Source organism: Caulobacter segnis (genome assembly GCF_029543125.1).
Classification (GTDB): domain Bacteria; phylum Pseudomonadota; class Alphaproteobacteria; order Caulobacterales; family Caulobacteraceae; genus Caulobacter; species Caulobacter segnis_D.
Genome location: NZ_JARQWW010000002.1, coordinates 322,680 through 337,566 on the forward strand (window position 1 = coordinate 322,680; position 14,887 = coordinate 337,566).

Below are 14,887 nucleotides of genomic sequence, written 5' to 3' on the forward strand. Positions count from 1 at the left end.
CTTCCTGGACGGGACGCTCGCGGCGGACCTCGGAAGACTTGTCCATCAGACCAGAACCACGAAGAGAACGGAACCGCAAGCCCTATGGTCTGACCACTGAGCTGAGCACTGTTAGACCAACTTGACATCCAAGAACTGACCTAGTACCGGTTTTTGATGTGACCGGTACCATTCCTCGGGGTTCGCAGAGGCCTGCGCGGGGTGGTGAAGCGGGAGCGCAGGGAACAAGGCTCCCGGGCCGGCCCGCATAACAAAAAGCGCCTCAGAGCGCGCACAAGGGGACGAAACATGCGTAGTTCAAACCGCAGGATAATTGCGCGCGCGAAGGCCGCGCTGCTGGGCGCGACCTTTCTTACAGGGGGTCTGACCTCCGTCGCTTTCGCGCAATCCGCACCGGCCGATGACTCGACCGTCGAAGAGGTCATCGTCACCGGCTTCCGCGGCGCCCTGATCAGCTCCACCAACGCCAAACGCGAATCGGTGGGCTTCAGCGACTCCATCTTCGCCGAGGACATCGGCAAGTTTCCCGACCTGAACCTGGCGGAATCCCTGAACCGGATTCCCGGCGTGCAGCTGACCCGCGAGATCAACGGCGAAGGCCTGAACGTCTCGGTCCGGGGCCTGGGCACCAACTTCACCAAGGTGCTGCTGAACGGCGCGCAGATCGCCGTCGCCTCGTCCGGGCGCACGGACTCGCAGAACCAGAACCGCGAAGTCGATCTGGACCTGTTCCCCACCGAACTGTTCACCCGTCTCGACGTGAACAAGACGCCGGTGGCCAGCACCGTCGAAGGCGGCGTGGCCGGCGTGGTCAACATGCGCAGCGCCCGCCCGTTCGACTACAAGGGCCGGCAGATCACCTATTCGATGCAGGGCAGCTACAACTCCATCGCCGAGAAGGTGACGCCGCGCGGCGCCCTGATCGCCAGCGACACCTGGGAGACCGGGATCGGCGAGATCGGCGTGCTGGCGGGCGTGGCCTTCGTTCGCAACAAGAGCCGCACCGACGGCTTCGAAACCATCGGCTGGACCAACGCCAACCTGACCTGCCCCGGCTGCAACACCAACGGCGGCAACGGCTTCAACTTCGCATCCACTGTACCGGCCGGCGTGACCAGCAACGGTCTGGTTCCCGGTTCGGCGATCACCACGGCGACGCTGCAAGGCCTGAACCCCGGCACCAGCCTGGTTCAGCTGTCGGACGGCCTGATCCCGCGCCTTGGCCGCGAGTCCGTCAGCTATGGCGACCGCGACCGCAACTCGGCGCTGCTGTCCCTCGAATGGCGTCCGAACGATGCGCTGAACTTCTACTTCGACACCCTCTACGGGAAGGCGAACCGGGAGTTCGAACGCATCGACATGAACTGGATCGTTCGCAACTCGAACGCCATGGTTCCGGTCGGCGTCCAAGTCGACAGCAACAACATCGTCACCAAGGGCACCTTCCTCAACTCGCAGTTCTTCCTCGAGTACCGCCCGTATGACGAAGAGGTTGAGTTCTACAACTTCAATCCCGGCGGCACCTGGCGTCCGAACGAGTGGCTGCGCGTCGACGCCCAGGCCAATCTGAGCCGCTCGATCTTCTTCCGCGAAGCGCCGACCATCCTGATCAACTCGCCCTTCACGACGGTCGAGTATGACAACACCTCGGGCCCGTACCCCTCGATCAAGAGCTCGCTGAACCTCAACGACCCGAATCTGGGCTGGATGTGGGCCGGCGGCCGCGTGAACATCCAGAACGAGAAGCGTGTCACCTCCAACAAGGGCGCCCGCATCGACGTCACCTTCGGCGCCGAGGACGGCATCAACGTCCGGGCCGGCGTCTCGTATGACGACGTGGGCCGCACCATCCAGGCGCTGGACAACAGCGCCCGCTGGCAACAGGCGGTCTGCGGCGGCGGCGGCATCACCCCGACCGGCGCCCTGCCGACCCCGGCCCCTCCCTGCAACGGCCAGGCCGGGTCGTTGATCCCGCAATCGGCCCTCGCCGGCTTCATCGTTCCGGGACCGACCAACTTCATCACCTTCGATCCGCGGATCATGCAGACGGGTCAGTTCGACGCCTATAACAGCGTCGCGCCGTTCACCGCCTCGGCCGCCACCGGCGCCGCATCGGGCCTGGTCGGCGAGAAGACGAAGGGCGCCTATATCGAGGTCAACGGCCTGACCCAGGTCCTCGACCGCGATCTGCGCTTCAACGCCGGCGTCCGCTACTATGACACCAACCAGTTGATCGAAGGTCCGCAGACCGTGAACGGCGTGCTGTCGTTCCTGTCCCGCGAGACGGACTACGACGGCTTCCTGCCGGCCTTCAACGCGGTCTGGCAGATCCGCGACAACATCAACCTGCGCTTCGCCGCATCGCGGACGATCACCCGCGCCAACCCCAGCGCCATGCTGCCGGGCACGGTGTTCAGCGATCCGTCGGCCCAGAACGCCACCCAGGGCAACCCGGGCATTCAGCCGTACATCTCGAACAACTTCGACATCGGCGGCGAGTTCTACACCGGCGGCGAGGGCTATATCGGCGTCGCCCTGTTCACCAAGGAGATCACCGGCTTCACGGTGCAGGGGAACACCACGATCCCCTTCACCCAGCTGGGCATCCCCTTCGACCAACTGACGCAGCTTCAGCAGCAGGCGATCACCAACCGCGGCGGCCCCGACGCCGCCTCGGTGACCGTGACCCAGCAGGTCAACGCCAACGGCATCCTGACCATCGACGGCGCGGAAGTGACCTGGGTGCAGCCGCTGGACTTCCTGGTGGAGGGCGCGGGCTTCACCGCCAACGTCACCAAGATCGAGCAGCGCGGCCGTGGCTCCGGCGCACCCGCCGTGGCGGTGGGCATCTCGCCCTGGACCTACAACGTCACGGGCTACTACGAGCGCGGCCCCGCCTCGATCCGCCTTTCCTACGTCTGGAACGACGCCCAGATCTCCTCGGGCCCGAACCAGAACAGCGTCCCGGTCGCCCAGCTGCGCACGGACGAACGTGGTCAGTGGGACCTGTCGGCCTCGTACGAATTCGAATGGCTGCCCAGCCAGCCGCGCCTGACCTTCGACGTGATCAACATCACGAACGAGCCTCAGCGCAGCACCTTCGAATGGGATAACGCGGCCTTCACCTACTACAAGCCGGGCACGACCTTCCTGCTCGGCGTGCGCGGCAAGTTCTAACGTCCAACTCCCTATCTCTCCCTTGCGGCGCACCTTCCCCGGGTGCGCCGTTTTTTTTCTTGGGGGAGACGGATAATCCAAGGATCAATGGAGGCGTCATGACCCTCGACCGCCGCTCTCTTCTGGCCCTCTCCGCCGCCGCTTTCGTCGCGCCGCCGGCCCTGGCCGCGCCCGCCGCGTCTCGATGGGTCGGCGCCTGGGCCAGCGCCCAGCAGATTCCCGAACCGCACAACGCCCTCGACCCCGCCGACCTGACTGACGCCACGGTGCGCCAGATCGTGCGGCTGATGATCGGCGGGACGAAGCTGCGGGTGCGGCTCTCCAACCGCTTCGGGACCGCGCCATTGGCGTTCAGCGCCGTGCATGTGGCGCGCGCCGCCGCCCTGGGCTCGGCGTCGATCGAGGGCGGCCGGGCCCTGACCTTCGACGGGCAGGCGGGCGTGATCATTCCGGCGGGCGCGGAGTACGTCTCCGACCCGCTGGACATGCCGATGGCCGCCCTGTCCCATCTGGCGGTGACCTATCACCTGCCCGCCCCGCCGGCGGTGCAGACCAGTCACCCCGGTTCGCGGACCACCTCGTTCGTGGCCAAGGGCGCCCGCGTCGGCGAGAACGACCTGCCGGACGCGAAACGGGTGGCGCACTGGTACCAACTGTCCGCGGTCGACGTGCTGGCCGGACCGAAGGCGGCGGCCATCGCCATCATCGGCGACTCGATCACCGACGGGTTCGGGGTGACGACGGACACGCACGCCCGCTGGCCCGACCGGCTGGCGGAGCGGCTGCAGGCCAGCGCCGCGACCCGGCATCTGAGCGTGCTGAACCACGGCATCGGCGGCAACCGCATCCTCAATGACGGCCTGGGCCCCAACGCCCTGGCCCGTTTCGACCGCGACGTGCTGAGCCAGACCGGCCTGAAGCATGTGATCGTTCTGGAGGGGGTGAACGATCTGGGGACCCTGACCCGCGACGCCCCCGCAATGCCGGAGCAGCACGACGCCCTGGTGCGCCGGATGATCGGCGCCTATCGCCAGATGGTGGAGCGCGGCCGGGCTCGAGGGCTGAAGATGATCGGGGCGACCATCCTGCCCTATGGCGCCTCGCCCTATTATCATCCCGACGCCCGTAACGAGGCGGACCGCCAGGCGGTGAACCGCTGGATCCGCGCGCCCGGAAACTTCGACGCGGTGATCGATTTCGACGCTGCCCTGCGCGATCCGGCGCGGCCTGAACGGCTGCGGGCGGACCTGGACAATGACGGCCTGCACCCGTCCCTGGCGGGATACCGCTTCATGGGCGACGCCGTGCCGCTGGCGCTGTTCCGGTGAGGCGGCTGCTGCTGGGGCTGGCGGCCTCGCTCTGGGCGATGAGCGCTCAGGCGCAGGAGATCGCCCTGACCTTCGACGACCTGCCGGCCCATGCGGCCCTGCCGCCGGGGGAGACGCGGGTCGGCGTGACGGCCCGCCTGATCGCCGCCCTGGCCGACGCGGGCGCCCCCGCCATGGGCTTCATCAACGGGGTCCAGACCGAGCGTGAGCCGGACTCGGCGGCGGCCCTGGATTTATGGCGGGCAGCGGGCCAGCCCCTGGCCAATCACACCTGGTCGCACATGCGGCTGGACGATCACTCCGTCGCCGAATTCGAAGCCGACGTCGCCCGCAACGAGCCGATGCTGAAGCGGCGGATGGGCCAGGAGGACTGGCGCTGGCTGCGCTATCCCTACCTGGCCGAAGGCAAGACGCCGGCCCAGCACGCCGAGGCGCGGGCCATGCTGGCCAGGCGCGGCTATCGGGTGGCCGGGGTGACCTTGGACTTCGGGGACTGGGCCTATAACGACCCCTACGCCCGCTGCGCGGCCAAGGGTGACGCAGCGGCGATCGCCGAGCTGGAGGCGCGTTACATAGCCGGCGCGGCGGCGAGCCTGGCCTATGCGCGGGCGCTGTCGAAGGCGGCGCTGGAGCGGGAGATCCCGTTGGTCCTGCTGCTGCACGCCGGGGCGTTCGACGCGCGGATGATGCCGAGACTGCTGGCCTTCTACCGGTCGGAAGGCGTGCGCTTCGTGACCCTGGAGACGGCGACGCGGGATGCGTTCTACGCACCGGACGTGAAGCCGTCGGGGGACGCGCCGACGACGCTGGAGAACGCGGCGAGGGCGAAGGGCGTGGCCGTTCCGGTTCAGGGCTGGAGCGTGACGGGGTTGGACGGAGTTTGTCGGTGAGCCCCCCTTCTGCCTGGATGGGAGAAGGGCCGGGGGGATGAGGGTGATGCTGCATTTCAAGATGGCGCGCGGCCGAGCCTGGCCCCGCTGACGCCGTCACCCCCCGCCCCTCTCCCGTCAAGGGAGAGGTGTGGAGAACTAGATCCCCGGTGCTTCCGGAAAGCTCAGGGCCTCGTAGTAGGACAGCGGCTGGGGCGGCGGGGCGTAGCCTGCCGGCAGGGGGCGGTTCGCGAAGGTCTGGAAGTAGGCGATGGAGGCGTCGCGCCACCACTGGGCCTCCTTTTCCTGGATCGACAGGAAGGTCGCGACCTGGGCGTGGCGCTGGGGGTCCACATAGGCGGCGAGGCCTGCCCAGGTGTTGCGCATAGCGCTCACGTCGGCGACGCCGCCGGTGTAGCGGACCACCATCTCGTCCCACAGGGTGCGGCCCGAGCGCGTGCGGTAGTCCCACGGCAGATGGTGGAACCAGAGCAGGTCCTTCTCATCGATCTTCTTCACGTCCTCGAACACGGCGGCGACCTGCGGGGCGTACTGGGCCGTGGCCTTGCTGCCGGTGGCGACGGTGCGGTCGAAGCCGATGCCGGCCTTGTCGGCGCGGTGGTAATAGACCGAGGTCCAGTCGGCGCGCTCGCCGCCGGAGACCCAGGGGCCGGGACCGTAGTGGTGGCTGCGGGCCATGAGGTGATGCAGGCCCAGCGGGGTCATGTAGTTCACCACCGCCTCGCGCGAGCCCGTCATCATGTCGACAGTAGGTTTGAGGAAGGCTTGGTCGTTGGAGAAGGTCTGGCGCGCCCACTCATCGGCGATGTCGCGCGTGGACAGGTAGGGATCCCAGGCCAAGCGGCCGAAGACGTACCAGTTGGCCTGGTCGAAGTCCGAGCCCGACCAGTTGCGGTCCGTGCCGATATTGGCGACGCCGACCATGCCCGAACGCTTGTGGCCGAACAGGGAGCCGTCGATGACCTTGGCCACCGTGGAGCCCTCGCCCCGCCGCCAGGTGTCGGCGCGAAGGGTCTCCTCGTACATGGAGCCTAGATAGGCCAGGTGGGTGGCGAAGCCGAGGTATTCCTTGGTGATCTGGAATTCCATGGCCAGCGGCGTCTTGGGCGTGGCCCCGAACAGGGGGTGGAAGGGCTCGCGCGGCTGGAAGTCGATGGCGCCGTTCTTCACCTGGACGATGACATTCGAGGCGAACTTGCCGTCCAGGGGGACGAACTCGTCATAGGCCTGCTTGGCGCGGTCGTCGGGCTGTTCGTGCGAATAGACGAAGGCGCGCCAGATGACCTCGCCGCCATGGGGGGCGAGGGCCTCGGCCATCATGTTGGCGCCGTCGGCATGGGTGCGCTTGTAGTCCTGGGGACCGGGCTGGCCTTCCGAGTTGGCCTTGACCGTGAAGCCGCCGAAATCGGGAATGTAGCGGTAGATCTCGTCGGCCTTGGCCTTCCACCAGGCGCGGACCCGCGGATCGAGAGGGTCGGCGGTCTTGAGGCCGCCGATCTCCATCGGGGCGCTGAAGCGGGCGGTCAGATAGACCTTGATCCCGTAAGGCCGGAACACGCCGGCCAGGGCGGCGGCCTTCTCCAGGTACATCGGGGTCAGGCTGAGGGCGTTGGCGTTGACGTTGTTCAGGGTCGTCGCGTTGATCCCCAGCGAGGCGTTGGCGCGGGCGTAGTCGAGGTAGCGCGGGTCCTTCCAGTCCGGCAGCTTGTGCCAGTCCCAGATCGACTGGCCGGAATAGCCGCGCTCCACCGTGCGATCGAGATTGTCCCAGTGATTCAGCATGCGCAGCGCCACCTTGGGCGCGGAGGCGATGTCGAGACGGTCGAGGGGCTGGCGAGTCTGGATCAGGCGCAGATAGGCGAAGGCGCCGTAGAGAACGCCGACGTCGCTGTTGGCGGCGATCACCGTAGCGCGTGAGCCGTCGATGCGGACGCTGCGGATCAGGTAGCCTTCGGTCCCCGCCTTCTCCAGCGGCAGCTTCAGGCCGGCGATGACCGCCGAGGATTTGGGGGTGCCGAACACCACCGCGCCGTCGCGGGCGGATGGCGAAACGGCGGGGGCGGCGCCAAGCAGGCCGGTAAGGCCGCGCACGAGCTCGGCTTGAGCGGCATCAAGAGTCGGGGACGCCGTTCCGGGTACGATGGCCGCGGCGAGAGGCTGGTAGCGGTCGCGACCCGCGTCCTCCACCGGGCGGTAACGGAGCCAGAGGTCGTAGCCGTCCTCCGCATGGCCGGCCGGCGCCAGGACGAGGGCGGCGAGGAGGACGATCAGACCGCGCAGGAACGCCGGCATGGGCATGGGACCTTCTGTTTCCAACCAGGGTGCGCCCGCCTCCAAGCCTGGGAAGGGCGTCGTTGCCTTCCTCCTACAGCCTGAGAGAACGGAGGTCGAGACACTGAGACAATATTGGTCAGACCTCTAGGTTGACAACCTGCGCGCTGAAACCGATACCGGTATCAATGAGGAAAGCGCGTCCATGCTGAAGATCATCGCCGCCAAGGTCATCGTCACCTGCCCTGGCCGCAACTTCGTCACCCTGAAGATCGTCACCTCGGACGGCGTTTACGGGATCGGGGACGCGACCTTGAACGGGCGCGAGCTGGCGGTGGCGGCTTACCTGAAGGACCACGTGATTCCGTGCCTGATCGGGCGCGACGCCCATCAGATCGAGGATATCTGGCAATACCTGTATCGCGGGGCCTACTGGCGCCGGGGGCCGGTGACCATGTCGGCCATCGCCGCGGTGGACATGGCCCTGTGGGACATCAAGGGAAAGGTCGCGGGCCTGCCGCTCTACCAGCTGCTGGGCGGGGCGTGCCGCACGGGCGTGATGGTCTACGGCCACGCCAACGGCCAGACGGTGGGAGAGACGCTCGACAACGCCGCCCACTACGCCGAGCAGGGCTACAAGGCGATCCGCCTGCAGACCGGAGTTCCGGGCCTGAAGGGGACCTACGGGGTCTCCAAGGACAAGTTCTTCTACGAGCCGGCGGACAGCGACCTGCCCACTGAAAACCTGTGGTCCACCGAGAAATACATGCGCACCGTGCCTGGCCTGTTCGAGACGGCGCGCGAACGGCTGGGCTGGGACGTCCACCTGCTGCATGACGTGCATCACCGCCTGACGCCCATCGAGGCGGGGCGGCTGGGCAAGGACCTGGAGCCCTATCGTCCGTTCTGGATGGAGGACGCCACCCCGGCGGAGAACCAAGCCAATTTCCGCCTGATCCGCCGGCACACCACCACGCCGCTGGCGGTGGGCGAGATCTTCAACTCGATCTGGGACTGCAAGCAACTGATCGAGGAGCAGCTGATCGACTACATCCGCGCCACGGTCGTCCATGCGGGCGGGATCACGCACCTACGCAAGCTGGCCAGCTTCGCGGCGCTTCACAACGTGCGGACCGGCTGCCACGGGGCCACGGACCTGTCGCCGGTGTGCATGGCGGCGGCCCTGCACTTCGACCTGTCGATCCCGAACTTCGGGGTGCAGGAGTACATGCGCCATACGGCCCAGACGGACGAGGTCTTCCCCCACGCCTACACCTTCGCCGACGGGATGATGCATCCGGGCGAGGCGCCGGGCCTGGGCGTGGATATCGACGAGGCCCTGGCGCAGAAGCATCCCTACAAGCGCGCCTACCTGCCGGTCGCCCGGCTGGAGGACGGGTCGATGCACGACTGGTGAGGCCGCCTGTTCGGCGCATTGGCGGCGAAGAGAAAGCTGACCTATGCTAGCGGGAGTCGTCTTACCTCCATCCGACACCGCTCATGACCGCCAGCAACAAGCTCTATCGCCGCATCGCCGACTCCATCGCCGAGGAGATCGAGGGCGGGAACTACAAGGTGGGCGACCGCCTGCCCACCGAGCGTGAGCTGGCCGAGCAGTTCGGGGTCAGCCGCCCCACCCTTCGCGAGGCCATGATCGCGCTGGAGATGCTGGGCATGGTCGAGGCCCGCCACGGCCTGGGCATCTATGTCACCGGGGGCGCGCGGCCGATGACGACCTCCTGGGATTTCGAGATCGGCGCCTTCGAGCTGATCGAGGCCCGCCGCCTGTTCGAGGGCGAGGCCGCGGCCCTGGCCGCCACCACCATCGACGACGAGGATCTGGCGGAGCTGGAGCGCCTGCTGGCCCTGATGACTTCGCAGGAGGAAATCAAGGGCGAGGACGCCGACCGCGACTTCCACCTGCTGATCGCGCGGGCCACCGGCAACGGGGCCATCGCCGCCACGGTCGAGAACCTGTGGGAGCTGCGCAACCGCTCGCCCCTGGCCCGCAACATCCTGGTCCGCGCCCGCGGTCTGGGCCTGGAGCCGCGCGCCAACGAGCATCGCCGAGTGCTGGACGCCCTGCGCGCCCGCGATCCGGTGGCCGCCCGCCAGGCCATGCGCGACCACCTGGAGCGGGTGATCGAGCACCTGCTGCACGCCACCGAGACCGAGGCCCTGCAGAAGGCGCAGCAGGAGACCAAGGCCCGCCGCAGCGCCATCGCAAAGCGGGTGGCGATCTAGCCTAGCGGGCCGCGACGCCCAGATAGGAAGGCGGGGCCGGCCGCGTCCCGGCCACGACCTTCTGCAGCACCACGTTGTCGTCGAGGCGCCAGACCTTGACCACATGCCGGCCGGCGGGGACGCGGGGAAAGGCCGCGCGCAGCACGCGAGCGTTGTCCATCACCGCTTTGTTCCAGTCGCGCTGCTCCTGCATGGTCGTGGCGGTGGGAGCCGGGATCAGGCTGTCGGTGATGACCTGCATCGGCCCGTCGTCCAGCGAGACGCCGACGCGCAGTTGGTTGCGGCCGGTGGGATCCAGGGTCGGGGACATGTGCAGCTCCACCGTCAGATCGCCGGCCTCGGCCACGGGCATGGCATACTCCAGGCGCACGCCATCGGCCCGGGTGGTGGAGGGGCGGCCCTGCGGCAGGGCGATGACAGAGCCCTTGGTGCGGCCGAAGTGCGGCACGACCTTCCAGTCCAGCCCGGCGCCGCCGACGGCGCGTGTGAAGTCCGGCCCCTCCACGGCGACGACGCCCGGGGCGGACGGCGGGGTCGATTTGGCGAAGACCAGCGGTTTCGGCGTTCCGCCCACGCGGGTCACGGCGGGCATGACGTCGGCCGGGGGCTGCTGCCAGTTTGTGTAGCCGAAGTGGGTCTGCCGCATCATGCCCTCCCACTTGCCGCCGTTCAGAGCGTGATAGGCGGCGGCGATGGCCTTATCGGCCTTGAAGGCGGCCTCGACCCGGTCGGCGAACAGGTCGGCCCGCGCGTCGCCCCGGACGGCCAGGCGATGGTTCCAGGCGGCGGCGTAGTAGAGCTCGTAGAGGTTCGACATGGCCGCCACCGGATGCTCGACCAACTGGAAGAAGGCGTCAGACCGGGCCGGCGTGATAGACGCCTTCACCCGCGCCACGTCGGCATTCAGAGCGCGCCACTCGTCGATCATGATCCCGAACTCGCCCCCGTCCAACGCCTCGCCGTCGGGTCCGAGGGGGAAGCTGTCGGCGGTGATCAGCTCAGGCTTGCGGCGGCCGGCCAGCTGGCCGTAGCGCGTGAGGATGGCGCCGATCTCGGCGGCGTGGGCCGGGCCGAAGGCCTTGCGCGCCCAGGTTTCGGGATAGCGGGCCAAGGCTTCGGGCGTCATCGCTTCCGGATCCCAGGCCTGCTTCATGAAGAAGCTGAGCGGGAACTCCATCGGCTTGATGTCGCCGACATTGGCGATCCACAGGGCCCGCGCGCCCTTACGCCAGGCGAGGTCCATCTGCTGCCAGGTCTTCTCGTTCTGGACGGTGTTGAGCCACTTGTAGTTCCGCGGCGCGCCCACATAGTCGAAGTGGTAGTAGACGCCGTAGCCGGCGGCCCGGTCGCGATCCGTGGTGGGCAGGCGGCGGACCTGGCCCCAGTTGTCGTCCGCGAACAGCAGGATGACGTCGTCGGGGACATTCATGCCGCGGTCGTAATAGTCCTGCACCTCCTTGTAGAGGGCCCAGACCTGGGGCGTCTTTTCCGCCGGCTTGCCGGTGACGTCGGCGATGATCCTGCGCTGGTCGGCGACGATGGTCTCCATCAGGCCGATGGCGGTCTCCTCGCCCATGGCCTCGTCGCCGTCGCCGCGCATGCCGATGGTGACGAGGTTTTCGTAAGGCTGGCCATCGCCCTTGGACATCATCCGCTCGACGCCGCCGCGCCAGAATTCGCGCAGCTTGTCGCCGTTCCGGGCGTAGTCCCAGGCGCCGCCCTTGAAGCGGCTCCATTCGTCGTGGGCGCGGGTCATGGGTTCGTGGTGGGAGGTACCCATCACCACGCCCATCTCATCGGCCACCACCATGTTCTGAGGATCGTCGGCGTTGAAGGCGCGCGGCTGCCACATGGCCGGCCACAGGTAGTTGCCCTTCAGGCGCAACAGCAGCTCGAAGACATGGGCGTACATCTTCGAATTGGCTCCGCCGAACTTGGTCTTCGACCAAGCGCCGAAGGCCGGATCCTCGTCATTGATGAAGAAGCCGCGATAGCGGACCTTCGGCTGGTCTCGGCGGTCGCCGGCGGTGACGAAGACGTTCGACTTCCGCTCAGTCGGCACGTCGGCGAACCAGTGCCAGGCAGAGACGCCGATCTTCTCGGACAGGTCATAGGCGCCGAACACCGCACCGCGCCGGTCCGAGCCGACGATCACCAAGGCGCGCGGAACGCCCGGGAACGGCCGCTCCACCACGAGCTGGCGATAGGCTTCCCACTGGCCGGCGAGGTCGTCAGCCTTGATCTTTCCCTCGCGGACCAGGGCGTCGATCACGGGGCTTGCGCCGCGCACGCCGATGACGACGAGATCGCCCTTGGCCGACGCGACATTCGTGACGCGAAGAGCGGCCTGGCCGCCGACGCGCTGCAGGTCGGCGGCGAAGCTATCGGCCACGTGGCGCACGGCGGGATCGGCGCCGGCGTCCACATATACCCCCGCCGCCTTGCCGGCGCGGATCAGGGGAAAGCTGCCGGCGCCATCCTTGGCGCAGACCGAGACGGGCGTCGCGCAAGCGCGCGCCAGGGTCGGGGACATGGCGACGACCATGACCCCGGCGATCAGGAGGTTGCGGAACATCAGGCCACTGTCAGGGTCGTCGACTTCAGGTCTACGGAGTTGGGGCCGGCCATGATGGTGAAGTCGCCCGGCTCGACCACGCGCTTCATCTCCAGGTTCCAGAACCACAGGTCCGAGGGTGCGATCTCGAAGGCCACCGTCGTCTTGGAACCCGCCGCCAGGGTGACCCGCTTGAAGTGCTTGAGCTCCAGCAGCGGACGGGTGACCGAGGCGGCCACGTCGCGGACATAGAGTTGGACCACCTCGTCGCCGGCGCGCTTGCCGGTGTTTGTCACGTCCACCTCGACGCGGACTTTCTCGCCCATGGCGATCCGGCTCTTGGCCAGGCGCGGGGCGGAGATGTCGAAGGTGGTGTAGCTGAGGCCGAAGCCGAACGGATAGAGCGGGCTGGTGTCGCCCAGCAGATAGCCGCGGCGGGCCGTGGGCTTGCGGTTGTAGTAGATCGGCAGCTGACCCACGTCTCGGGCGACGCTGACCGGCAGCTTGCCGCCCGGATTGGCGCGGCCGAACAGGATGTCGGCGGCGGCGAAGCCGGTCTGCTCGCCCAGGTACCAGCCCTCGATGATGGCGTCGGCGCGCTCGGCCAGCAGGTTGATGGACAGCGGGCGGCCGTTGAGCAGGAAGACGATCGTCGGCTTGCCGAGGTCGAAGATCGCCTTGGCCAGGTCGTTCTGCTGGCCGATCAGGTCGAGGCTGTCGCGGTCGCCCAGGTGATTGTCCGCCCAGGCCTCACGGCTGGTCTGCTCGTTGTCGCCGAGGACCATGATGACCACGTCGGCCTTCTTCGCCGTCTCCACCGCTTCGGCGATCAGCTTGGCGTTCACGGCCGGGTCCACCAGCTTCACGACGTCGCCCGACCAGGAGCGGCTTTCGGTGATGCGGACGGCCTCGGCGTAGTCGAGCTGGAACTTGCCCTTGGCCTCGGCCTGCAGGCCTTCGAGGATGCTGACCACGTGGCGCGGGATGTCGGAATAGCCGCCGATCGGCGTGTCGCGCGCGTGCGTGCCCAGCAGGGCGACGCGGCCGACCTTGCCGGCGTCCAATGGTAGCAGGCCCTTGTCGTTCTTCAGCAGGACCACGGCCTTGCGGGCGGCCTCGCGCGCCAGGGCGACGGACTGCGGGGTCGCGGTCCTGGCGTCGGCGGTCTTCTCGTCGGCATAGGGGTTTTCGAAGAAGCCGCCCTCGAACTTCATGGTCAGGACGCGGGCCACGGCGGCGTCGACCTGCGCCTGGGGAATACGGCCGGAGCGGACCAGTTCGGGCAGGAGTGCATAGGCCTCGCCGTCCGGCAGCTCCACATCGACGCCGGCGTTCATGGCCATGACGGCGGTGTCGGACAGCTGGTCGGTAAGCTTGTGGCGGCTGATCAGCTCCTTGATGGCGAAGTAGTCGCTCTGGACCGAGCCCTGATAGCCCCACTCCTTGCGCAGGATGTCGGTGAGCAGCCAGCGGTTGGCGTGGGACGGCACGCCGTCGATCTCGTTGTAGGAGGGCATGACCGAGCGCACCGGCAGTTCGGTCACCGCGCGCTCGAAGGGCGGGAAGAAGTTCTCGCGCAGGGTGCGTTCGGCGATCTGGGCCGGACCGACATTGGTGCCGTTCTCGGGCTGGCCGTGGCCGGTCATGTGCTTGAGGGTGACGAAGACCTTGTCGGGGGCGAGCGGCAGGGTCGTCCCCTGGAAGCCGCGGATGGCGGCCAGGCCCATCTCGGCGCAGACGTGCGGGTCCTCGCCGAAGGTCTCCTCGATGCGGCCCCAGCGCGGGTCGCGGGCCACGTCGACCACGGGAGCCAGGGCCATGTTGGAGCCGCGAGCGCGCATCTCGCGCGCGGCGCAGGCGAAGACCTGCTCGACCAGGGCGGTGTCGAAGGTGGAGGCCAGGGCGATGGCCTGGGGGAAGCTGGTGGCGTCGCGGGCCACATAGCCGTGCAGGGCCTCGTCGTGCATCAGCATGGGGATGCCGAGGCGGGTGTTCTCCATCGACCACTTCTGAGCGGCGTTGATGTAGCGGGCGGTTTCCGGCGCGTTGCGGTTGACAGTGTCGGCCTCCGCCCCCGCGGCGGCGCCCACCACCGACGGCGGTTTGATGCCGCGACGGTCGGACGGGCGGGAGATCTGGCCCAGGCCATGGGGGAAGTTCTTGGTGGCGTTGGCGGGCGAGAAGTCGCCCTTGTCGTTCTGGATGTTGGCCTTGGTCAGCCAGATGCCGATGAGTTGGGCGGCCTTCTCCTCCAGGGTCATGCGGCCGAGCAGGTCCTTCACCCGGGCGTCCACCGGCTGGCGGGGGTCCTTGTAGAGCGGAACCGGCGCGGCCAGGGCGCGGGGGCCGACGGCGGCGACAGTGAGGGCGGCGAGGCTGACGCCCAGATGGCGGCGGGTCATGTGCATGGGACGGGTCTCCAT

The 14,887-nt window shown here is 68.0% G+C and carries 8 protein-coding genes; 5 read left to right on the forward strand and 3 right to left on the reverse strand.

Annotated features, from left to right (window positions below):
- The first annotated feature begins 288 nt into the window (after positions 1–288).
- The 3 genes from P7B02_RS06305 (at position 289) to P7B02_RS06315 (ending at position 5,395) form a co-directional block, all read left to right on the forward strand.
- A complete protein-coding gene (locus tag P7B02_RS06305) occupies positions 289–3,177 on the forward strand; it encodes a TonB-dependent receptor (protein ID WP_277785473.1) in 2,889 nt (962 codons plus the stop codon).
- A 98-nt stretch (positions 3,178–3,275) separates the two neighbouring features.
- A complete protein-coding gene (locus P7B02_RS06310) occupies positions 3,276–4,505 on the forward strand; it encodes an SGNH/GDSL hydrolase family protein (protein WP_277785474.1) in 1,230 nt (409 codons plus the stop codon).
- Complete coding sequence (locus P7B02_RS06315; RefSeq protein ID WP_277785475.1) at positions 4,502–5,395, forward strand: polysaccharide deacetylase family protein; 894 nt, start codon at positions 4,502–4,504, stop codon at positions 5,393–5,395. Before P7B02_RS06310 ends, P7B02_RS06315 begins: the two co-directional genes overlap by 4 nt.
- A gap of 138 nt (positions 5,396–5,533) precedes the next feature.
- On the opposite strand, the gene P7B02_RS06320 is transcribed toward P7B02_RS06315, so the two are convergent.
- On the reverse strand, positions 5,534–7,693 hold the full coding sequence (locus P7B02_RS06320) for an alpha-glucuronidase family glycosyl hydrolase (protein ID WP_277785476.1): 2,160 nt from the start codon (positions 7,691–7,693) through the stop codon (positions 5,534–5,536).
- A gap of 178 nt (positions 7,694–7,871) precedes the next feature.
- On the opposite strand from P7B02_RS06320, the gene manD reads away from it, so the two are divergent.
- Entirely contained in the window at positions 7,872–9,083 is a 1,212-nt protein-coding gene (gene manD / locus P7B02_RS06325) for a D-mannonate dehydratase ManD (protein ID WP_277785477.1), read from the forward strand.
- An 83-nt stretch (positions 9,084–9,166) separates the two neighbouring features.
- On the forward strand, positions 9,167–9,910 hold the full coding sequence (locus P7B02_RS06330; protein WP_277785478.1) for a FadR/GntR family transcriptional regulator: 744 nt from the start codon (positions 9,167–9,169) through the stop codon (positions 9,908–9,910).
- Between the two features lies 1 nt (position 9,911).
- Here P7B02_RS06330 and P7B02_RS06335 read toward each other — a convergent pair whose 3' ends face one another.
- Both P7B02_RS06335 and P7B02_RS06340 read right to left on the reverse strand, forming a co-directional pair.
- Positions 9,912–12,485, reverse strand: a complete 2,574-nt coding sequence (locus P7B02_RS06335; RefSeq protein ID WP_277785479.1) for a glycosyl hydrolase 115 family protein — start codon at positions 12,483–12,485, stop codon at positions 9,912–9,914.
- A complete protein-coding gene (locus tag P7B02_RS06340; RefSeq protein ID WP_277785480.1) occupies positions 12,485–14,872 on the reverse strand; it encodes a glycoside hydrolase family 3 N-terminal domain-containing protein in 2,388 nt (795 codons plus the stop codon). The genes P7B02_RS06335 and P7B02_RS06340 overlap by 1 nt, the downstream gene beginning before the upstream one ends.
- Positions 14,873–14,887: the final 15 nt, after the last annotated feature.

What these genes read in the sequence shown, in the direction of transcription:
- P7B02_RS06340 (WP_277785480.1), bottom strand. Translation starts at nt 14,872, where the DNA reads ATGCACATGACCCGCCGCCATCTGGGCGTCAGCCTCGCCGCCCTCACT.
- P7B02_RS06305 (WP_277785473.1), top strand. Translation starts at nt 289, where the DNA reads ATGCGTAGTTCAAACCGCAGGATAATTGCGCGCGCGAAGGCCGCGCTG.
- P7B02_RS06330 (WP_277785478.1), top strand. Translation starts at nt 9,167, where the DNA reads ATGACCGCCAGCAACAAGCTCTATCGCCGCATCGCCGACTCCATCGCC.
- P7B02_RS06310 (WP_277785474.1), top strand. Translation starts at nt 3,276, where the DNA reads ATGACCCTCGACCGCCGCTCTCTTCTGGCCCTCTCCGCCGCCGCTTTC.
- P7B02_RS06335 (WP_277785479.1), bottom strand. Translation starts at nt 12,485, where the DNA reads ATGTTCCGCAACCTCCTGATCGCCGGGGTCATGGTCGTCGCCATGTCC.
- manD (WP_277785477.1), top strand. Translation starts at nt 7,872, where the DNA reads ATGCTGAAGATCATCGCCGCCAAGGTCATCGTCACCTGCCCTGGCCGC.
- P7B02_RS06320 (WP_277785476.1), bottom strand. Translation starts at nt 7,693, where the DNA reads ATGCCCATGCCGGCGTTCCTGCGCGGTCTGATCGTCCTCCTCGCCGCC.